General features: G+C 72.7%; 20 protein-coding genes. 8 read left to right on the top strand and 12 right to left on the bottom strand.

The features are described from left to right. Positions 1–88: 88 nt before the first annotated feature. Positions 89–1345: a hypothetical protein gene (locus ACQP1S_RS09775; RefSeq protein ID WP_432905430.1), complete on the top strand. Its 1257-nt coding sequence runs from the start codon at positions 89–91 to the stop codon at positions 1343–1345. A 235-nt stretch (positions 1346–1580) separates the two neighbouring features. Here the strand turns inward: ACQP1S_RS09775 and ACQP1S_RS09770 are convergent, their stop codons facing one another. Next, positions 1581–2021 carry an RrF2 family transcriptional regulator gene (locus ACQP1S_RS09770; protein ID WP_432905428.1) on the bottom strand — a complete coding sequence of 147 codons (441 nt, stop codon included), beginning with the start codon at positions 2019–2021 and terminating at the stop codon, positions 1581–1583. Positions 2022–2164: 143 nt separating this feature from the next. On the opposite strand from ACQP1S_RS09770, the gene ACQP1S_RS09765 reads away from it, so the two are divergent. From ACQP1S_RS09765 to ACQP1S_RS09750, 4 genes are all read left to right on the top strand, one after another. Then, on the top strand, positions 2165–3385 hold the full coding sequence (locus ACQP1S_RS09765) for a globin domain-containing protein (RefSeq protein ID WP_432905426.1): 1221 nt from the start codon (positions 2165–2167) through the stop codon (positions 3383–3385). Between the two features lie 274 nt (positions 3386–3659). Then, positions 3660–4877, top strand: a complete 1218-nt coding sequence (locus tag ACQP1S_RS09760; RefSeq protein WP_432905423.1) for a glycosyltransferase — start codon at positions 3660–3662, stop codon at positions 4875–4877. A gap of 100 nt (positions 4878–4977) precedes the next feature. After that, a complete protein-coding gene (locus tag ACQP1S_RS09755) occupies positions 4978–5841 on the top strand; it encodes an alpha/beta hydrolase family protein (protein WP_432905420.1) in 864 nt (287 codons plus the stop codon). A 94-nt stretch (positions 5842–5935) separates the two neighbouring features. Beyond that, on the top strand, positions 5936–6559 hold the full coding sequence (locus ACQP1S_RS09750) for a hypothetical protein (protein WP_091246812.1): 624 nt from the start codon (positions 5936–5938) through the stop codon (positions 6557–6559). Between the two features lie 165 nt (positions 6560–6724). Here the strand turns inward: ACQP1S_RS09750 and ACQP1S_RS09745 are convergent, their stop codons facing one another. Continuing rightward, positions 6725–7621: a DUF72 domain-containing protein gene (locus ACQP1S_RS09745; protein ID WP_432905416.1), complete on the bottom strand. Its 897-nt coding sequence runs from the start codon at positions 7619–7621 to the stop codon at positions 6725–6727. A 124-nt stretch (positions 7622–7745) separates the two neighbouring features. Here ACQP1S_RS09745 and ACQP1S_RS09740 point away from each other — a divergent pair, with 124 nt between their 5' ends. Beyond that, positions 7746–8252: a DinB family protein gene (locus tag ACQP1S_RS09740; RefSeq protein ID WP_432905414.1), complete on the top strand. Its 507-nt coding sequence runs from the start codon at positions 7746–7748 to the stop codon at positions 8250–8252. 11 nt (positions 8253–8263) lie between these two features. Here the strand turns inward: ACQP1S_RS09740 and ACQP1S_RS09735 are convergent, their stop codons facing one another. Then, complete coding sequence (locus ACQP1S_RS09735) at positions 8264–9310, bottom strand: polyprenyl synthetase family protein (protein WP_432905411.1); 1047 nt, start codon at positions 9308–9310, stop codon at positions 8264–8266. Between the two features lie 4 nt (positions 9311–9314). Further along, positions 9315–9785: a hypothetical protein gene (locus ACQP1S_RS09730; protein ID WP_432905408.1), complete on the bottom strand. Its 471-nt coding sequence runs from the start codon at positions 9783–9785 to the stop codon at positions 9315–9317. Positions 9786–9968: 183 nt separating this feature from the next. Between ACQP1S_RS09730 and ACQP1S_RS09725 the strand changes: the two genes are divergently transcribed. Then, complete coding sequence (locus tag ACQP1S_RS09725; RefSeq protein WP_432905406.1) at positions 9969–10229, top strand: hypothetical protein; 261 nt, start codon at positions 9969–9971, stop codon at positions 10227–10229. A 128-nt stretch (positions 10230–10357) separates the two neighbouring features. Here the strand turns inward: ACQP1S_RS09725 and ACQP1S_RS09720 are convergent, their stop codons facing one another. The 4 genes from ACQP1S_RS09720 to ACQP1S_RS09705 all read right to left on the bottom strand — a co-directional run bounded on the left by ACQP1S_RS09720 (position 10358) and on the right by ACQP1S_RS09705 (position 13950). Beyond that, on the bottom strand, positions 10358–12424 hold the full coding sequence (locus tag ACQP1S_RS09720; protein ID WP_432905403.1) for an amylo-alpha-1,6-glucosidase: 2067 nt from the start codon (positions 12422–12424) through the stop codon (positions 10358–10360). After that, positions 12421–12798, bottom strand: coding sequence for an SCP2 sterol-binding domain-containing protein (locus ACQP1S_RS09715; RefSeq protein ID WP_432905400.1), 378 nt, complete (start codon positions 12796–12798; stop codon positions 12421–12423). The genes ACQP1S_RS09720 and ACQP1S_RS09715 overlap by 4 nt, the downstream gene beginning before the upstream one ends. Positions 12799–12862: 64 nt before the next feature. Further along, the gene (locus ACQP1S_RS09710; protein ID WP_432905397.1) at positions 12863–13393 is read right to left on the bottom strand and encodes a mycothiol transferase; all 531 of its coding nucleotides are present in this window, start codon (positions 13391–13393) and stop codon (positions 12863–12865) included. Between the two features lie 185 nt (positions 13394–13578). Continuing rightward, on the bottom strand, positions 13579–13950 hold the full coding sequence (locus tag ACQP1S_RS09705) for a VOC family protein (RefSeq protein WP_091246915.1): 372 nt from the start codon (positions 13948–13950) through the stop codon (positions 13579–13581). 265 nt (positions 13951–14215) lie between these two features. On the opposite strand from ACQP1S_RS09705, the gene ACQP1S_RS09700 reads away from it, so the two are divergent. Next, positions 14216–15631 carry an acyl-CoA synthetase gene (locus ACQP1S_RS09700; RefSeq protein WP_432907928.1) on the top strand — a complete coding sequence of 472 codons (1416 nt, stop codon included), beginning with the start codon at positions 14216–14218 and terminating at the stop codon, positions 15629–15631. Positions 15632–15635: 4 nt separating this feature from the next. On the opposite strand, the gene ACQP1S_RS09695 is transcribed toward ACQP1S_RS09700, so the two are convergent. From ACQP1S_RS09695 to ACQP1S_RS09680, 4 genes are read right to left on the bottom strand one after another with little or no spacing between them, the layout of a single operon-like run. Further along, entirely contained in the window at positions 15636–16475 is an 840-nt protein-coding gene (locus tag ACQP1S_RS09695) for a metallophosphoesterase family protein (protein WP_432905394.1), read from the bottom strand. Positions 16476–16525: 50 nt separating this feature from the next. Continuing rightward, complete coding sequence (locus ACQP1S_RS09690; RefSeq protein WP_432905391.1) at positions 16526–17164, bottom strand: 4'-phosphopantetheinyl transferase family protein; 639 nt, start codon at positions 17162–17164, stop codon at positions 16526–16528. After that, positions 17161–18210, bottom strand: coding sequence for a 2-oxoacid:ferredoxin oxidoreductase subunit beta (locus tag ACQP1S_RS09685; RefSeq protein ID WP_432905388.1), 1050 nt, complete (start codon positions 18208–18210; stop codon positions 17161–17163). Before ACQP1S_RS09685 ends, ACQP1S_RS09690 begins: the two co-directional genes overlap by 4 nt. Then, complete coding sequence (locus ACQP1S_RS09680) at positions 18203–20104, bottom strand: 2-oxoacid:acceptor oxidoreductase subunit alpha (protein ID WP_432905386.1); 1902 nt, start codon at positions 20102–20104, stop codon at positions 18203–18205. Before ACQP1S_RS09680 ends, ACQP1S_RS09685 begins: the two co-directional genes overlap by 8 nt. Between the last annotated feature and the right edge of the window lie 320 nt (positions 20105–20424).

The following is a 20424-nucleotide window of genomic DNA, read 5'->3' as shown; positions in this document are numbered from 1 at the left end:
GTTACGGGGCATTGACGTCCATCTCGCCAAGTGATCTGATCCGGCCCGGAAGGATCTTTCACATATCCATGGACAGATGGGGGACGTCATGTCCAGGTTCCGTCGGACCGCCCTCGCGGCGATCCTCACCGTCGCCACGGCCGCCCTACCGGTCGCCGTCGGCCCACCCGCACCGGCCGCCGCCGCCCTGCCCACCGCCGCGGTCGCCCTCGGCGACAGCTTCATCAGCGGCGAGGGCGCCGGGGCGTACGCGCCGGTGACCGACCTCAACGGGGTGGCCCAGCCGTTCCCGGGCTGGTCGGCGGCGAACAACAACGCGTACTTCTGCCACCGCTCACCGAACGCCTCACTGTTCAAGGCGGAGCTGCCGGGGATCACCGACCGGTTCAACCTCGCCTGCTCCGGTGGCCAGCCCTACGACATCGCCAACGCCTCGGCGAGCCGGGCCAAGGGTCGGCAGGTCGCCGCCCAGCTCGACCAGTTGCGCGCGGTCGGGCAGACCCACGACATCGACCTGGTGCTGGTCGGCCTCGGCTCGAACAACAGCTCGTTCACCTTCGGCACCGTCGCCGAGAAGTGCGCGAACCGGTTCATCGCCGACGCCTGGACCGGGTGGTGGGAGTTCTGGGCGTACCTGGGCGGGCCGGTGGAGCAGAAGCCCTGTTCCGATGCCGACCTGGCCACCGCCGCCCAGGTCAGCGCGGCCACCGCGGAGACCACCGCGGCGGTCCGGCAGATCCTCACCACGCTGGACCAGATCGACGCCGACGGCCAGCACCGGATCGTCTTCCAGGACTACACCAACCCGTTGCCGCCGGAGCTGGCCTCGACCTACTGGGAGGAGGACAGCCGGGACGACACCCGGGACAAGTTCCGTGACCTGGGTGCCGAGCGGTACGCCGCCGGCTGCCCGATCCACCGGGCCAGCCTCGCCCCCGGCCAGCGCTTCTCGCAGGGCCTGGGCACCCTGGTGAGCTCGGTACGCAGCACGCTGTCCGCCGAGTTCCCCACCGCCGACCTGGTCTACCTCAACGTCCAGCGGGCCTTCGACGGCGCCCGGCTCTGCGAGTCGGCGGGCAGCCCCGGCAACGCGCTGGCCACCCCGATCCGGCTCCAGGACGGCACCTCGGGCGTCTTCGTGACCAGCCTCTCCGGCTACGACAAGCTGGACATCCAGCGGATCGCGAACACCTGCGGGACGTACTTCCAGACCTGCCAGGAGTCCTGGCACCCGAGCGCGGCCGGGCACCAGGTGCTCGGCCAATGCCTGACCGGCGCGGCGGCGACCGCCGCCCGCACGGTCGCCTGCGTCCGGTCGACGGACGGCACGGTCCGGGTCAGCTGAACCGACGGCCGGTGGGAGCGACCAGCAGGCTCGCTCCCACCGGCCGCACCGCCCGCGCCACGCCCAGCCGCCCCCGCCCGGGACTTCTCCCGCCCACCGCCGCCGACCGGGCCGCTCAGGCCGCTCTGCCGACCGGGCCGCTCAGCTCGCCATGCCGACCTGGCCGCTCAGGAGCCGCTCAGCTCGCTCCGCTGCCGGCCGGGCGGGGGGAAGCACGGGGAGCGCCGACGCGGGTTCAGGTCGCCGCGGGAGCGGGCGGGACGAGAGTGAGCAGCAGGGTGGCCGCAGGGTCGTCGACCAGGTCACCCAGGGGCACCTCGTCGAGGACGGCGAGGAAGGCCGTCTGGGCGCGGCGGAGCTGGACCCGCAGCCGGCAACCGGCGCGCAGGGCACAGCCGGACTCCTCGCAGGAGACCACCTCACCCTCCCCCTCGAAGGCACGCACGACCCGGCCGACGGTGATCCGCTCGGCCCCCTCGGCGAAGGCCACCCCGCCGGAGCGGCCCCGGACGGTGACCAGCACCCCCGTCCGCTGCAACCGCTGCACCACCTTGGCCACGTGGCTGCGCGGCAGGTCCAGCCGGTCGGCCAGTTCGTCGACGGTGGTCCGGGCCGACGCGGGTGCGGTGAGCATGGCGATCCGCAGGGCCATGTCCGTCGAGCGGTTGAGCTTCACCACCCGACCCTAGCCAGGGCCATCGGCGGCGGACAGGGTCGGACGGCCGGAACCGCCTCGTCCACGACCCGGGACTTTCGGCCCTTAAGAGGACTTTGAGATTCCTGTTTGAGTGTCCTCTGTAGCCGAACTGAGGAGGAGCCGTGCTCTCGGAGTCGTCCGCCGCCGTCGTCACCGCCACCCTGCCCGTGGTCCGGGCCCACGCCGACCAGATCACCGGCCGGTTCTACGCCCGGATGTTCACCGCCCACCCGGAACTGCTGAACCTGTTCAACCGGGGCAACCAGGCGACCGGCCGACAGCAGGCGGCCCTGGCCGCCTCCGTCGTCGCGTACGCCGGGCACCTCACCGGCGTCGATGCGACGGGGTGGACGGCGATCCTGGACCGGATCGCGCACAAACACGCCTCGCTCGGCATCACCGCCGGCCAGTACCCACTGGTGGGTCGGCACCTGATGGCCGCCGTCGGCGAGGTGCTCGGCGCGGCGGTCACCCCGCAGGTCGCCGCCGCCTGGGACGAGGTGTACTGGCTGATGGCCTGCGAACTCGTCGCCCGGGAGGCCCGCCTGTACACGGTCTCGGGGCTGGCCGGGGACGGCGCGGTGTGGTCTGACTGGCGGGTCGCCGGGGTGACCCCGGAAGCCACCGACGTCGTCTCGTTCGTCCTCGTCCCGGTCGACGGCGGCCCGGTGCCGAACTTCGTCCCCGGGCAGTACGTCTCGGTCGCGGTGGACCTCGACGGCGGGCGCGGCCGGCAGATCCGTCAGTACAGTCTCTCCGGCCGCCCCGCCGCCGACCACTGGCGGATCACCGTCAAACGGGTCCACGGCACCGGCGGCGCCCCGGACGGGCTGGTCTCCCGCTTCCTGCACGAGCGCGTCGCCACCGGCGACATCCTGCGGCTGAGCCCACCGTTCGGCGAGGTCAGCGCGGTAGCCGGGGACGGGCCGCTGCTGCTGGTCAGCGCCGGGATCGGCCTCACCCCGGCGATGTCCGCCCTGGAGCACCTGGCGGCCACCGCGCCGGACCGGCCGGTGGTGCTGGCCCATGCCGACCGGGACGCCGCCGCCCATGCCCACCGGGCCGAGCTGGTCGCGCTGCACGCCCGGCTGCCCCGGCTGCAACTACGGCTCTGGTACGAGCAGAGCACCGCCGGGGACGACACCCCACCGACGGTCGCCCAGGTGTCCCGGGGATGGATCGAGCCGGAACTGATCCCGCTCCCTCCGGACGCGCACGTGCACCTCTGCGGGCCGCTGCCGTTCATGAACCGGGTCCGGGGCGACCTGCTGCGCCGGGGCGTACCGGTGGAGCGGATCGGCTACGAGGTGTTCGGGCCGGGGATGCTGCCCGACGGGCGGTGAGCAGCCACCCCGTCGCGGCAACGGCCGGCCGTGCCGCGCCTGGCCCGACCTCCGGCCCGGCCCCGGGGTACGCAGGGCGGTCGGACGGGCACGGAAAGTTGATGTTTACCGCCCCCGTGCTGGGCAACTGGTTCGACATGCAGGGCGGTGCGCGACGTCCGGGCATCGGCTCCTGACCGGCGGTCGAGCACCCGGTGCGCGGGGGCCGGGGCGCGGCCGGGGGTCGGCGCGACCGGCACCGCCTCGCCGGCGACCGGCCCACGGAGGAGGAAGCATGCGCATCGCGATGGTCTCGGGGCACGCCAGCCCGCTCGCCACTGCCGGCGGACAGGACGCCGGTGGGCAGCACCTGCACGTCGCGGAGCAGGCGGCGGCACTGGTCGCCGAGGGCCACGAGGTGCGGGTCTACACCCGGCGGGACTCCCCCACGCCACCCGACACCGTGTCGACCGAGGCCGGATACCAGGTGTGGCACGTGCCGGCCGGCCCGGCCCGGCCGGTGCCGACCGACCAACTTCTGCCGCACCTGGGCGAGTTCGGCCGCTGGCTGGCCGAGCAGTGGCAGCACGGCGGTTGGCGGCCGGACGTGGCGCACGCCCACTTCTGGCTGAGCGGAATGGCCACCCTGCACGCCGGTCGCCGGACCAACACTCCGGTGGTGCTGACCTATCACGACCTGGGCAGCGCGCACCGACGCCGCTCGGGTGGCCGGGACCCCGGCCCCCGGGGTCGGATCGGCTACGAACGCGCCATCGGGCGGGCCGCCGACCGGGTCGTCGTCCAGTCGCACGACGAGTTGGGGGAGCTGGTCCGCCTCGGGGTGCCCCGGTCGAAGCTGACCCTGGTGCCGGCCGGGGTGGACGAGACCCTGTTCGGGCCGACGGGACCGGTCGCGCCGCGCGACCCGGCCCGGCCCCGGCTGCTCACCGTCGGGCCGATGCGCGACCGCAAGGGCTTCCAGGACGTGATCCGGGCGCTGCCGGCGGTGCCCGAGGCCGAGTGCGTGGTGGTCGGTGGACCGCCCGCCGAGCTGCTGCCGGCCGACGCCGTCGCCCGCCGGTTGACCGCGCTCGCCGAGTCCTGCGGGGTCGCCGACCGGGTACGGCTGGTCGGGGCGGTGCCCCGGGACGAGTTGGCGGCCTGGTACCGCTCCGCCGACGTCCTGGTCGCCGCCCCCTGGTACGAGCCGTTCGGCCGTACCCCGTTGGAGGCGATGGCGTGCGGCGTGCCGGTGGTCGGCACGGCCGTCGGGGGGATCACCGACAGCGTCGTCGACGGGTTGACCGGGGACCTGGTGCCGCCGCGTGACCCCCGGGCGCTGGGCGGTGCGGTCCGCCGGCTGCTCGCCGACCGGGTACGCCGCTTCGCGTACGCCACGGCGGCGCTGGACCGGATCCGCGTCCGCTACTCCTTCCGGCACTGGGCGGAACAGCTCACCGCCGTCTACGCCTCGGTGAGCGGGATCGGCCAGGTCGCCACCGCGGCCGCCTGACCGCCCCCGCGCCGACCGGCCCGAAGTGCCCGAACGGGCAGGGTGGGGACGGGGTGGGACAGCGCACGGCGCCGTTATTACCGGCCGGTAGGCTGAGTCGGTGAGCGGTGAGCTGGAATACGCGCAGGAGTTCGTCGACGTCGACGGCGCACGGATCGGCATCCAGGTGTATCCGGAGCCCGGCGGGACGCCCGCGGGCCCGGCGGTGGTGATCTGGCCGGCGATGGGGGTCCGGGCCCGGTACTACCGCCCGTTCGCCACCGCGCTGCGCGATGCCGGCCTGGCCGTGATCGTCGCCGACCTGCGCGGCACCGGCGTCAGCACTCCCCCACCCTCGCGGGCCTGCCGGTACGGCTACCGCGAGTTGGCCGCCGACGTCGGCGCGGTCCTCGACGCGCTGAAGCCCCGGCTGGACGGCCGCCCGACGCTGCTGCTCGGGCACTCCCTCGGCGGGCAGGCCGCCCTGTTGCACCTGGCGCTGCACGGCACGGACCGGGTCGACGGGCTCGCCCTGCTCGCCGTGGGTGTCCCCTACTGGCGCAGCTATCCGGGACCGCGGGGCTACGGCGTGCTGCCGTACTCCCAGGGGATCGCGGCGGTCGCCGGGGTGCTCGGGGTCTGGCCGGGCTGGGGGTTCGGCGGCCGGCAGGCGCGCGGGGTGATCCGGGACTGGGCGGGCACCGCCCGGACCGGCCGCCTCCCCACCCTCGACGGGGTGGACGGCGAAGCAGCCGTGGGCCGGTTGACCCTGCCGGTGCTGGCGGTCAGCGTGGACGACGACCAGTACACCCCGCACCCGGTCGTCGACCACCTCTGCGCCAAGCTCACCGCCGCGCCGGTCACCCGGCACCGGTACACGGTGGCCGAGGCGGGGGCCCCGCTGGACCACTTCCGCTGGGTCCGGGCCGGGCTGCCGCTGACCCGGCGGGTGGCCGACTTCGCCGCCGGTCTGCCGCGCCGCTGATCCCGACCCCGGTCCCGCACCGGGCCGAGTCGGGTGCGTAGCCGCCGCCGTGCCGGGTATGCCGTTGCGCCCGCACACGGTGGAGGGGGATCAGATGTCTGAACGACACACCGCACTGCGCTCGATGCACGACCTGGGCCTGGCGGCCTGGTTCGGTGGCTCCCTGATGGGAGCGCTGGGCGTCAACGGCGCGGCGGCACGGATCAGCGACTCGACCCAACGGCTCCCGGTGGCCTCGGCCGGCTGGGCCCGGTGGACCCCGGTCAACGCGGCCGCGATCGGCGCGCACCTGGCCGGCGCGGTGGGCGAACTGGCCACCGAGAGCCCCCGGATGATGGCCCAGTCCGGGGTGGGTCGGATGAGCGCGGTGAAGACGGCGCTGACCGTCAGCGCGCTCGCGGCGACCGGCTACAGCCGGTTGATCGGCATGAAGTTGCAGAACGCCGGCAACACGCCGGTCTCGGGGACCACCGAGCCCAACTACCAGACGCCCACCGAGGTGGCGCACCGGCAGCGGCAGATGAAGGTCCTCCAGTGGACCATTCCGGCACTGACCGGGGCGTTGGTGGTGGTCACGGCGTACATGGGCGAGCAGCAGAAGCCCGGCCAGGTGTTCCGGGGGATGCTCGGTCGCGCCGGTGGGTTGATGGGCGCCCCGATGACGATGGGTCGGCTGGCCGCGACGGGGGCCCGTCGGCGGATGGCGATGGCCGGCTGACCGTCGGACCGGGACCGGCCGGTGCGGGACCTGCCGACGGGCTGTCGACGGCGGGTCCCGCACCGGCGGGTCGGTCAGTGGGGCCGGTGGCCGGTCGTGGGTCGGTACCCGGGTCGGCGGCACGCCGCCGTGGGTCGGTGACCTGGCCGTGGTCGGTGAACCGGGTCAGTGGCCGGCCGCCGCCGTCGTGGGGGTCACCCCGAGCAGCTCCGCCAGCCGGGCGGCGTCCCGCTGGGCCTGACCGGCGCAGCAGTTGTTGAACAGCACGTGCAGTTCCCCGGACCGGGCGGCCAGGTCGGCCAGGAGGTCGGCCCAGCGGCGCAGTTCGTCGTCGGCGTAGGCGTACCGGAACCGGTCCTCCTTGCTGCCGTCCGCCCAGTGCGCGCTGTGGCCGTGCATCCGGACGAGCACCGGCTCCGCGGTACCCACCATGATCGGCGGTACCGAGGAGGGGTGCCCCTGCGGCATGTCGACGCAGACCAGGCTGAGGTCGTGCTCGCGCAGGAACGTCACCGTCTCGGCCGCCGCGACGCCGTCGAACCAGGACCCGTGGCGCAGTTCCACCGCGACCCGCCACGGCCGGCACCGGTCGGCCAGCTCCGCGATCCGCCGCCGGGCACCTTCCCCCCGCACCAGCCACGGCGGGAACTGCAACAGCACCGCGCCGAGCCGGTCGGCCGCCGCGAGTGGCTCCAGCGCCGCCCGGAACCGGTCCCACAGCTCCTCGTACGTCGCCTCGGGCAGGTCCCGGCGGCGGACCCGGGACCCTCCGGTGGCCGGCCGCAGGTCCCTCGGCAGCACCTGCACCGGCGTCGGGTGCCCGGTGAAGAGGCTGAACGCCTTGACGTCGAAGGTGAACCCCGGCGGGGTGGCCGCCGCCCAGCCGCTGGTGGTCGCCGGCACCGGGATGGCGTAGTACGAGGTATCCACCTCGACCAGCCCGAACTGCCCGGCATACCAGCCCAACCGCTGGGCCGGGGTACGCGCCGACCGGGGATACCAGCCGGAGCGCAGCAGCGTCTGATCCGCCCAGGACGAGGTGCCCACCCTGATCATTCCCATGTGGTCCAGTGCACCGCCCGGCGACCGGATCGGCAACCGCTGGCGTCGGGGTGGTGCGCCGGGAGTGTCGGGGGGTGGTCCTAGCGTGGTCGGCGACGACATCGACCACGGAGGGTGGACGGGGATGACCATTTCGGAGCGGGTGCTCACCGGTGAACGGGCCGACCTGCTGCAGGCCCTCGGCATGCACCGCGGCTTCCTGCGGCACACCGTGCGCGGGTTGACCGACGCCCAGGCGGCGGCCCGCAGCACCGCCAGCGAGCTGTGCCTGGGCGGCCTGATCAAGCACGTGACCGTGGTGGAGCACCGGTGGGCACGGTTCATGGTCGGCGGGGCCGAGGCGATGGAGAGCGAGCCGGTCGACTGGACCGGCATGTTCCGGATGGCGGACGACGACACCCTGACCGACCTGCTCGCCCGGTATGCCGAGACGGCTGCCCGCACCGACGAGCTGATCACCACCCTCGACCTCGACGCGAGTCACCCGTTGCCGGTGGCACCCTGGTTCGAGCCGGGCGCGAGCTGGTCGGTGCGGCGCACGCTGCTGCACGTGATCGGGGAGACCGCCCAGCACGCCGGGCACGCCGACATCATCCGCGAGTCGATCGACGGCGCCAAGACGATGGGCTGACCCCGGGCTGGTCACCGGGGACGGTCGACAACGTACCTGGTCAGTCCGAGCAGGAAGCGGCCGTCCTCGGTGCCGGCCCGGTCACCGAGCGCGGCCTGCCCCTCGGCCAACGCCGCGTCGGCCAGTTCGTGGGCGCTACGGCGGGCCACCTCGACGCTGTCGTACGCCATCAGCCGGCGGTGCAGCCAGCGCACGTCGGTGGCGGCGCGGTCGGCACGTGGGGTGCCGAGGAACGCCACCGTCCGCGCCCGTTCCCCGGTGGTGCAACGCCCCAGGAAGTCGATGAGGATCAGGGTGCGCTTGCCTTCCCACAGGTCGCCGGCGATCTCCTTGCCGTAGGCCGCGTACTCCCCCACCAGGTTCAACACGTCGTCGGTGATCTGGAAGGCCGCGCCGAGATACCAGCCGTAACGGTCCAGCCGGTCCCGACGTAGCCGACCGTCGCCGGCCGCCAGGATGCCGGTGCGGCAGGGATAGATGCAGGTGTACCAGGAGGTCTTCTTCAGACACATCCGGTAGTAGTCGTCAGGGGTGAGGTCGCAGGCGTTGTCCCGGATCCAGCCGATCTCGATCGCCTGGCCCTCCAGCGAGTGGCGCAGCATCAGCCGGCTCTCCTCGACCAGTTGCCAGGCGGTGCCGGAGCCGAGGCCGTCCCGGTTGGCCATCAGCCGGTCCAGGGCGAGCAGGTTGGTCATGTTACCCACGTTGAGGGCCACCCCGACGCCGTGCTCGGCCGACAGGGTCGGTGTTCCACGCCGCTGTTCACTGCCGTCCTGGATGTCGTCGTGGATGAGGAAGGCGTTGTGGAACAACTCCACGGTGGTGGCCACGTTGACCGCCGCCTCGTCCACCTCGGCACCGTCCCCGGCAAGCCGGCAGGCGGCCAGGCAGAGCGCAGCCCGGAGCCCCTTGCCGGAGCGGCGCGGATAGTCGGCGACCAGGTCGTAGAGGTAGCGGGGGCCACCGGTGGGCAGGTGGGCCAGCAGGGTCGCCATGGTTCGGGTCCGATAGCGGTCCAGCACCTCCTCGACCGGGTCGTCGAGGCCGGGAGCAGCCATCGGCTCAGGACACCGGGTCGGGTTCGCCGCCGGCCGGCGCCGCCCCGGCGGGCCGCCGGACGCGTGCCGGGCCGTCGTCGAAGGCCGGGGGGCGGCCCTGCGAGGACACCCGCTCGATCAGCCCGTTGGCCAGTTCCGGGGCGAGCCGGGCCAGGTCGATCAAGCTGTCCAGCACGTCGTGCGCGTCGGCGGCGTAGCGCCGGGTCAGCTCGCCGCGCTCGCCGGCGGCCGGCAACTGGGCGGCCACCATGTCGATCAGCGAGTGGGTGTCCTTGCGGACCCGGCCGGCCACCTCGTCGAAGGCGGCCGGGTCGACCCGTCGGTCGGCGGTGAGCTTCTCCTGAAGGCGGCGGGCGCTGGCGATGCCGGCGGACAGCTCCTCTTCCAGCACCGACGCCGCCCGGGTGACGGCCGCCGACACCTCGTCGCCGACCTGATCGAAGCGCTCGTCACTGTGCGTGTCACGTTCCGGCATGGTGTCAGCCTTCCTCGATGTGGCTTGTCCAGCGGAGTCTGACACCCAAAGGAACGATCCGGTCACTTATTGTAGGGATGTCGACGCAGATTCGGCGTCACCGTCGCCGGCGGCTGTGATAGGAGCCACCTGCACCCCGGCGGGCGTGACGTCCCAGCCCGCAGGGGCGCTGAGGGACACGAAATGACCGGACACCGCCTGGATCAGGAAACCGCCGAGCGACTGCTCAGCGGGCCACTCGCCGGTCCGGCGGGCGGCACCGGGCCACTGGTGGCGCTCCTGGCGGCGGTCCGCGCCGCTGCCGACCCGGCCGAGCTGCGCGGGGAGTCGGCGGCGATGGCGGCGTTCCGGGCCGCCCGGGCCGACACCCTCCGGACCACCTCACCCGCCCCGCCCCACAGGGCTCAGCCCGACGGTCGGGCAGGCGGTCAGCCGTCCGGCTGACCGGATGGCGACCACTGCGCGGCTGACCTCGGCGGCGTCAGTTCTGCACAGTGTCCCGGCGGCCGTCCTGCGCCGAGGGACGAGCTGCGCCGCGCGGAACGACCGGGAACCCGGCTGTCTGCCGCTGATCAGCGCAGGCGGGCGCGACGGCCCCGGCGGGCGGCCGACCGGTCCCGGCCGTACGCGTCGGCCCGCCCCCACCGGCCGGGGACGTCCAGCAGCTCGATCCGGCCGAAACCCTCGGGCAGGACCGGGTTCACCAGCAGATTGTCACCGCAGGGCCGCAACCCGAGGATGGTGCCGAGCAGCATCACCAGGGCACCGGCGGACCACGACTGCGGCCGGCCCGCCATCGGCAGCTGCACCGGATACCCGGTGGCCGCCCGTGGATAACCGGCGATCACCTCCGGCACCGATCCACCGGCCAGGTCCGCCATCGCGAGGATGCCGGCCGCGACCCGGGCCGCCTCCTCGTCGTGGTGGTAGCGGCGCAACCCGGCCGCGATCAACGAGTTGTCCGACGGCCACACGGCACCCAGGTGCGCGCCCACCGGGTTGTACGCCAACTGCCCGTCGGCGAACGTGCGCACCCCCCAACCGGAGAAGAGCTGCGGCCCCAGCAGGTGGGCGGCGACGGCGCGGGACCGTTCCTCGGGGACGATCCCGCTCCACAACAGGTGACCCAGGTTGGACGTCAACGCCTCCACCGGGGTGCCGTCCGGCTCCAGGGCCAGCGCGTAGTGCTCCTGCCGGGGCAGCCAGAAGTCCCGGTTGAACCGCTCCTTCAGGGCGGCGGCCTCGCGTTGCAGCTGATCGGCGTACTCCGGGTCGGCCCAGAACTCCCGGGCCAGGCGGGCCCCGCGGATCTTCGCGTCGTAGGCGTAGCCCTGGAGTTCACAGGTGGCCCTCGGCCCGACCGGTTGCCGGCCGGCGGCGTCCGCGATCGCGTCCGGCGAGTTCTTCCAGCACTGGTTGACCAGCCCGGTGCGGGTGTCGCGCCGCTGGTAGCGCAGGTAGCCGTCGCCGGTGAGGTCGCCGTACGCGTCGATCCAGTCCAGCGCCATCCGGGCCGGGTGGCGCAACTCCCGGACCAGCGCCGCGTCGCCGGACCAGCGCTCGTACTCGTCGAGCAGGATCACGAAGAGCGGGGTGGTGTCGGCAGCCCCGTAGTAGGGCCCGGTCGGCTGGTCGCCGAAGGCGGCCGCCTCGCCGTACCGCAGCTCGGCGAGGATCTTGCCGGGCTCCTCGTCGTGCTGGTCGTCGAGCCGACCGCCCTGGAGCAGGGCGAGCATGCGCAGGGTGTTCGGGGCGAGTTCGGGGGTGAACGGCAGGGTCTGCAGGCAGGTGATCAACGCGTCCCGGCCGTACAGGGCCATCGCCCAGGGCAGGCCCCCCACCGGCACCCGCCCGGGGTACGCCAGCGGGACGTAGCGCAGCGCGGCCAGGTCGGTCAGCGCCCGTTCGTACACCGCCGGCAGCCGTTCCTGCTCGCTCACCAACTGCGGCGCGCGGTCCAGCCAGTCGCGCAGGTCGTGGCGCATGTCGTGGCGGACCCGCAGTCGGTGTGACTCCAGGCTCTCCCGCAGGTCGTGGCCGCCCTCCCCGCGGATGGTCATGCCGACGTGCAGGTCCGTGATCCACTTCCCGTGCGCCGGTACGGTGATCCGATAGGTGAAGCCGCCCTCGTCGACGTCGGCCGGTGCGGTGCTGGAGACGGTCGCCTCCCGGGCGAAGCGCTCCCGTTCGTAGCGCAACCGCAGCACCCCGTCGGGTGGGGAGGCGGCGGTCGTGACCCGCCGGGGCGTCGGGCTGCGGATCTCCGAGGTGTCGGCGAAGTCGGCGCCGACCTCCATCCGGAGGACGAAGTCGGCGGGCGCGGCGGAGTGGTTCAGGACGGTGAGCTGTTCGGTGAAGCTGTCGTCGATGGAACGGTGCCGGATCACCGACACGTCCGCGTCGACGTAGTGGCTCGCGGTGCCGGGGACCAGGAAGAACCGGGTCTCGAAGTAGGTCATGTCGTCCCGGGACAGGGCGTGCAACCGCTGCCCGTCGATGGTGAGCACCCAGCGGGAGATGAACCGGGTGTCGAAGGAGAACAGCCCCACCGGCGTCCTCGGGTCCACCTCCATGTCACCGTGCGCGTCGCTGACCGCGAAGGCGTTGCCGGCGACGACGTGGACCCGCTCCTGCTTCACCGGTGACCGTCCCGCTCCCGGGCGACCTGCCGGGGATGCCGGGCATCGGGCGCACCGGGGAAGATCCGCCGGAGCAGCATCAGCAACCGCATGTTGCCCCGCACCGACAGGTCGTTGCGCAGCAGCGCGGCGGCGAGGTGGGTCCGACCCGACGCCAACTGGTCGAACACCTCCCGGTCGGCGCGGACGATCAACTCGGCGTCCTCGGCGGACCTGCTGACCTCGACCCGCTGATCGCGGACGGTGAGCCGCCAGTGGGTGGTGTGCCCGCCCTCGGCGGCATCCAGTCGCAGGGTGCCGGAGGTGGTCTCCGGCAGGTCCGGCCGCCGGCCCGAATCCCACCGGTCCAGGAACTCCGCCACCGACGTACCCACAACCTGCCTCCCCGGGTGCCGTTGCGCTCGTGGTCAGCGTGCCGGCCGGTGGGGTGAGGTCGGCTCACCCGGACCGGGTGGGATCGGTTCGGGGCCGGAGCAGGCCCCGCAGGTAGGCGGCCTGACCGACGTGCTGGAGCCCGTCGGCGACGATGCTGACCAGCCGGACCCCGAGGGTCACCGGCGGGTCCCAGCTCTCGTCGACCACCCGGTCCAGGTCCGTCGGGCGCAGCCCGGCCAGGAACGTGCGGGTGCGCTCCGCCACCGCCCGGTGGTAGTCGACCAGCACCTGCGCGTTCTCCGGGCGGACCGCCGCGACCTGCTCCGGGGTGTGGCCGTAGCCGGTGTCGGCGGGGTCGGCGGAAAGCCCGAACCGGGCCGCCCGGTCACCGGTGACCCAGATCTGGTCGACCCCGCACAGCTCGGCGAGTTGCTGGTCCTGGATCCGGCTCAGATGCCAGATCAGCCAACCGACCGGGTTGGCGCCCGGGCCGGGCGCCCGGCACAGCTCGTCGGGGCCGAGCCCGGCCACGGCGGCGCTCACCAGGTCGGGCAGCTGGTCGTAGGTCTCGGTCAGCAGGTCGTCGACGTTCACCGGTGCCTCCTCCGCGCAGGGCGTACCCGACCCGGATACCGCTGTCGGAGCCCGACAAACCACCCCAGGGTTGATGACGTGGTCGCGTCGCGGGAGTGTCGACCGGACGCCGACGCGTCCGGGCCCGGCGGTACGCGCCGGAGGACGGCACGTGGGCCGCGTACCCGTGCGGACGCGGAGCCGGCTCAGGCGGGGCGTTCGGGTCGGGTGATGGCCCAACTGCGGCCGTTCGGGTCGCGCAGCAGCACCTCGCGTGGGGTGCCGTTGGCGGCGCTGACCCGGGCACCGACCGCGACGGCGCGGCGCAGCACGGCGTCGGGGTCGACGGAATCCACGGTCAGCACCGGCAGCCGGGGGGTCGTCGCGGGTGGGTCGGCCCACTCGCTGACCGTGAACCGGTGGCCGTCGACGACGAGGTCGGCGGTGAGCACCCGCCCGTCGGCAAGACACTCCTGCGGGTGCGGGACCGCACCGAAGACGTGGGCGTAGAACGCGATGGCGTCGGACGCGTCGGTGACCATGAGGCACGGCGCGGCTGGTGGGTGCTCGGAAGTCATGACGTCGATGCCGCCTTCCCCGTCGACCGGCGACGGATCAGTCTGGATCGACGGTAGGTGGTGCGGCTGTCGCACCGGCACCCTTACCCGGCCCCTGAATCATCCTGGCTGTTGGTGGTGCCCGCCGGCGGGGTCGCGGCACCGACAGCCCGGGGCGGTGGGGGTGGTGACGGGCCGGCCGCCGCACTAGCGTCGGCGACACGGGGCCGCGCCGCGCCCCTGCCGACTGCCCGGAAAGGCGGGGACCGTGTCGCTGCTGGCCGCGATGTCATCGTCGATGGACGACCGCCCGGACCTGGTCCGGGTGGGTGACCGGTCGCTGTCCCGGTCCCGGTTGCAGGGGCTGGCCGCCGCAGTCGCCGACGACCTGCACGGCCTGGACCGGGTGGCGGTCGAGGCCACACCGACGCTGGAGACCGTGGTGGGGGTGGTGGGTGCGCTGCGGGCGGGTACGGCGGTGGTGCCCGTGCCGCCCGATGCGGGGCCCCGGGAACGGGAGCACATCCTGCGCGACTCGGCCGCCCAGGCCCTGCTCGCCGCGGCGGGCGGGACGTCGGACGGGTCCACCGGAACGGACGCGTCCGCCGCGGCGGGCGGGTTGCCGGTGGTCCCGGTCGACCTGCGGCGCGTCTCGGCGAGCACGCATCCGGAGCCCGCCCCGGACCGGACCGCCCTGATCCTCTATACCAGCGGGACGACCGGTGCGCCGAAGGGGGCGCTGCTCTCCCGGGCCGCCATCGCCACCTGTCTGGACGGGCTCGCCGACGCCTGGGCGTGGACGCCGGACGACCTGCTGGTGCACGGGCTGCCGCTGTTCCACGTACACGGGCTGGTGCTCGGGGTGCTCGGGCCGTTGCGGGTCGGCAGCCGGCTGCACCACGTCGGTCGGCCGCAGCCGGACCGGTACGCGGCAGCCGGCGGGACGCTCTGTTTCGGCGTGCCGACCATCTGGTCGCGGATCGGTGCGGTGCCGGCCGCCGCGCGGGCGTTGCGGTCGGCGCGGCTGCTGGTGTCGGGCAGTGCGGCGCTGCCCACGGCGGTCTTCGACGGTCTCGCCGCGTTGACCGGGCACCGGGTGGTCGAGCGGTACGGCATGACGGAGACCCTGATCACGGTGAGCGCCCGGGCGGACGGACCGCGCCGGCCGGGCGCTGTCGGGGTGCCGCTGCCCGGGGTGCGCACCCGGATCGTCGACGAGCAGGGCCACGACCTGCCGAGCGACGGCTCGGCAATGGGCGAGCTGCTGGTCGACGGCCCGACCCTGTTCGACGGCTACCTGAACCGGCCGGACGCGGACGCGGCGAGTCGCACCGCCGACGGCTGGTTCCGGACCGGGGACGTCGCCACCGTCGGCCCGGACGGCTGGCACCGCATCGTGGGCCGGGCGAGCACCGACCTGATCAAGAGCGGCGGCTACCGGATCGGTGCCGGTGAGGTCGAGGAGGCGCTGCTGGCCCACCCGGGGGTACGCGAGGCGGCGGTGGTGGGCCTGCCGCACCCGGATCTGGGGCAGCAGGTCACCGCGTACGTGGTCGGCGACGGGGTGACCGGGCCGGAACTGGTCGACTTCGTCGCCCGGCAACTGTCGGTGCACAAGCGGCCCCGGGAGGTCCGGTTGGTCGACGCCCTGCCCCGCAACGCGCTGGGCAAGGTGCAGAAGAAGCGCCTCGTCGACGGGTGAGGCGTCAGACCTGGACGGACGCCGGCAGCACCCGCCGCAGCCACGAGTCGGGGCGGGGCCGGGGCCGCCACTCCCGGGGGTAGCCGACGGAGACCTCCTCGAACCGCACCCCGTCGTGCCAGGTCACCCGGGGGATGTGCAGGTGTCCGTAGATCACGGTGCTGGCGTGGAACCGGCGGTGCCAGTCGGCGGTGAGCTCGGTGCCGCACCACTGGGCGAACTCGGGGTAGCGCAGGATGTCGGTGGGCATCCGGACCAGCGGGTAGTGGTTGACCAGGATCTTCGGCACGGTCGGGTCGCAGCCGGCGAGCCGGGCCTCGGTCAGCGCCACCCGGGTCCGGCACCAGGCGTCCCGGCTCGGGTACGGGTCGGGGTGCAGGAAGACCTCGTCGGCGCAGACCACCCCGGCGGCGTGGGCGCGGGCCAGCGCCTGTTCCTTGCTGGTGACGCCCGGCTCGCGGAACGAGTAGTCGTAGCCGACGAACAGCGGCGCCACCAGCAGCGGGCCACCGGCGCCGGTCCACACCGGGTACTCGTCCTCGGGGGTGCTCACCCCCAGGCTCCGGCACTGCCGCACGATGGCCTGGTAGCGCTCCTCGCCCCGCAGCCGGACGGGGTCCTGGGAGTGGGTCCACAGCTCGTGGTTGCCGGGAGCCCAGATGACCTTGCCGAACCGTTCGCTGAGCAGCGTCAGCGCCCAGGTGACGTCGGCGAAGAGTTCGGCGACGTCACCGGCGACGATCAGCCAGTCGCCGGCGGCGCGGGGCCAGAGGCTCTCCACGATCTTCCGGTTCTCCGGGTACGCCACGTGCAGGTCGCTGACGGCGTAGATGCCGGCGTTCATCGGTGTGGTCCCCTCGTTGGTCCAGTGCTGCGTGGTGCGCGGTGCGCGGCTCAGTTCGGGACGGCGACGACGGTCAGCGTCAGGCCGGCGTCGTGCAGATAGCGGCCGTCGAAGTCCCGACCGCGACCGGGGACCAGGACGCGGGCGGTGAAGGTGCCGTCGGTCGGGTGCAGGGTGATCCGGGCCTCGTCGAAACCGAGGAAGACGCCGGTGATCGGGAACCACGCCTTGTAGAGGGCTTCCTTGGCGCTGAACAGCAACCGGTCCCAGGGCGGGCCGGGGGCCTGCGTACTCAGCTGGTGCACCATGGCCCGTTCCTCGGGCAGGGCGATGGCATCCAGGACGCCGTCGGGCAGTGGGGCGGCGGGTTCGGCGTCGATGCCGATGCTGCGGATGTCTTCCCGACGGGCGACCACGGCGGCCCGGTAGCCGGCGCAGTGGGTGAGGCTGCCGACGACACCGGCCGGCCAGAGGGGCGCGCCGCGTTCCCCGGTGAGCACCGGGACGGCCGGCTGGCCGAGGGCGCGCAGGGCCCGGCGGGCACAGGTGCGGGCGGTGGTGAACTCGCGTCGCCGCTTCTCGACGGCATCGGCCACCAGCGCGGCCTCCGCGGGGTGCAACGGCTCGGTGTCGGTGTCGTCGAACGCCTCGACGGCGACGACTCCGGGTGGCGTGAGCTGCTCGATCATGCGTCGGCCAGCGGCCTGATGGTCCAGGTGTCGCCGGTGGCGAGGAGGGCGGTGAGTTGTTGTTCGGGGGTGTGGGTGGTGGTGGCTTTGGCGGTGGTGAGTTGTTGTTGGACGAGGTTGTCGTAGGAGGGGCGGTGGGTTTGCCGGAATACGCCGATGGGGGTGTTGCGGAGGTTTGGTCCGGGGAGTCGGGATAGTGCGAAGGCGTAGGCGGGGTCGGTGATGGTGGTGTCGTGGACGATGATGTCGTCGGCGGGGGTGGTGGCGGTGTCGCGGACTTCGAGGCCGAAGCCGCGTGGGGGGTGGACGATGCAGTGTTGTCCGTTGTGGCCGAAGGTGATGGGTTGGTTGTGTTCGAGTCGGATGAGGTAGTTGTCGCGGGTGTCGGGTTGTTTGAGTTGTTCGAAGGCGCCGTCGTTGAAGATGTTGCAGTTTTGGTAGATCTCGACGAAGGCGGAGCCTTGGTGTTGGGCGGCGGCGCGGAGGACTGATTGGAGGTGTTTGCGGTCGGAGTCGATGGTGCGGGCGACGAAGGTGGCTTCTGCGCCGAGGGCGAGGGAGAGGGGGTTGAAGGGGGCGTCGGCGGAGCCGGCGGGGGTGGATTTGGTGATTTTGCCGGTTTCGCTGGTGGGGGAGTATTGGCCTTTGGTGAGGCCGTAGATGCGGTTGTTGAAGAGGAGGATTTTGAGGTTGACGTTGCGGCGGAGGGCGTGGATGAGGTGGTTGCCGCCGATGGAGAGGGCGTCGCCGTCGCCGGTGACGACCCAGACGGACAGGTCGGGTCGGGTGACGGACAGGCCGGTGGCGATGGCGGGGGCGCGGCCGTGGATGGAGTGCATGCCGTAGGTGTTCATGTAGTAGGGGAAGCGGGATGAGCAGCCGATTCCGGAGATGAACACGGTGTTTTCGCGGGGGATGTGCAGTTCGGGCATGAATTGTTGGATGGCGGCGAGGATGGCGTAGTCGCCGCAGCCGGGGCACCAGCGGACTTCTTGGTCGGATTTGAAGTCTTTGGTGGTGAGTTTCAGGGTGGTGGGTTCAGGCATTTTTGCAGACCTCTTCCAGCGTCGTCTCTAGTTCGGCGGCGGTGAAGGGTAGGCCGCGGACCTGGTTGTAGGCGATCGCGTCGATCAGGTGTCGGGCGCGGATGACCTGGGCGAGTTGGCCGAGGTTCATCTCGGGGATGACGACCCGGTCGTAGGCGTGCAGGACGTCGCCGAGGTTGGCGGGGAGGGGGTTGAGGTGGCGGAGGTGGGCTTGGGCGATGGGGTAGCCGCGGTGGCGGAGGGCGCGGCAGGCGGCGCCGATGGGTCCGTAGGTGGAGCCCCAGCCGAGGACGAGGACGCGGGCGTTGCCGTCGGGGTCGTCGACGTCGAGGTCGGGTACGGGGATCGCTTCGATGCGGGCGGCGCGGGTGCGGACCATGTAGTCGTGGTTGGTGGGGTCGTAGGAGATGTCGCCGGTCTTGTCGGCTTTCTCGAGGCCGCCGATGCGGTGTTCGAGTCCGGGGGTGCCGGGGATCGCCCAGGGGCGGGCGAGGGTGTCGGGGTCGCGTAGGTAGGGCAGGAAGGTGGTGCCGTCGTCGTGGTTGGGGGTGGTGGCGAAGTCGACGCGGAGGTCGGGTAGGGAGTCGACGTCGGGTAGGAGCCAGGGTTCGGAGCCGTTGGCGACGTAGTTGTCCGACAGCAGGATCACCGGGGTGCGGTAGGTGATCGCGATGCGGGCGGCTTCGAGGGCGGCGTGGAAGCAGTCCGACGGGGAGCGGGCGGCGATGACCGCGAGGGGTGCTTCGCCGTGGCGGCCGTGTAGGGCGATGTTCAGGTCGGCCTGTTCGGTTTTGGTGGGGAGGCCGGTCGAGGGGCCGGCGCGTTGCACGTCGACGATGACCAGGGGGAGTTCCAGGGCGACGGCGAGGGAGATCGTCTCGGATTTCAGGGCGACGCCGGGGCCGCTGGTGGTGGTCACGCCGAGGGCCCCGCCGTAGGAGGCGCCCAACGCGGCGCCGGCGGCGGCGATCTCGTCTTCGGCCTGCATGGTGACCACACCGAGCTTTTTGTGTTTGCTCAGTTCGTGGAGGATGTCGGAGGCGGGGGTGATCGGGTACGCGCCGAGGAACACGGGTAGTCCGGAGCGGACCCCGGCGGCGACCAACCCCAACGACAGGGCGGCGTTACCGGTGATGTTGCGGTAGGTGCCCGGGAGCATCTTGGCGGGTTTCACTTCGTAGCGGACCGAGAAACTGTCGGTGGTCTCGCCGTAGTTCCAACCCGCCTTGAACGCGGCGATGTTCGCCGCGACGAGGTCCGGACGCTTGACGAACTTCCGTTCCAGGAACCGTAGCGTCGAGTCGTAGGGGCGGGAGTACATCCACGACAACAACCCCAACGCGAACATGTTCTTCGCTCGTTCGGCGTCTTTCTTCGACACCGCCAACTCGGCCAGGGCGCCTACCGTCATCGACGTCAACGCCACCGGATGCACCACGAACCCGGCCAGGGAGTCATCCTCCAGAGGGCTGACCGCGTAACCGACCTTGACCAGGTTCCGCTTCGTGAACTCGTCGGTGTTCACGATGATGTCCGCACCCCGACGCAGATCGCCCACATTCGCTTTCAACGCCGCCGGGTTCATCGCGACCAGGACGTTCGGCGCGTCACCCGGCGTCAGAATGTCGTAATCGGCGAAATGCACCTGGAAACTCGACACCCCCGGCAGGGTCCCCGCCGGCGCCCGAATCTCCGCCGGGAAATTCGGCAACGTCGAAATGTCATTACCCAACTGCGCCGTCTCCGAGGTGAACCTGTCCCCCGTCAACTGCATCCCATCACCCGAGTCACCCGCAAACCGGATCACCACCCGGTCCAACTGACGAATCTGCTTCGCACCGGGGGTCCCGCCGTCCGCGGCCTGCGCCTCGTCGTACCGTGTCGTTGGGGTCATGGGTGGTCACGTCCCTCTCTAGTCCGCGCGGCGCGCACCACGACGACGCGACGGGCCGACGCCCGGCCCCGGCGGCGTCAGCGCGGCCAGCGGTTGTCGGTGCGCATCGGCGGGGAGCCCGCGCCACCGGGGTCGGCGACCCCGTCGTCAGCCGACGGGGTCGCCGACCGCATCAAGCGCCGGCGAGCGCGTGCGACCACACGCTAGGTTCCGCCCCCGGCCGTGCCAACCCTTAGCGATCCCCTACCACGCGTCCCACCGCAGGTCCCCGCACGGCGGCCCGGCGGGGCGCCCGGCGGGCACGACTGAGGGGGCGCGGG

It is taken from the genome of Micromonospora matsumotoense, assembly GCF_050951065.1.
GTDB classification, from domain to species: Bacteria; Actinomycetota; Actinomycetes; order Mycobacteriales; family Micromonosporaceae; genus Micromonospora; species Micromonospora matsumotoensis.
This window is presented reverse-complemented; position numbering and strand designations above follow the sequence as displayed.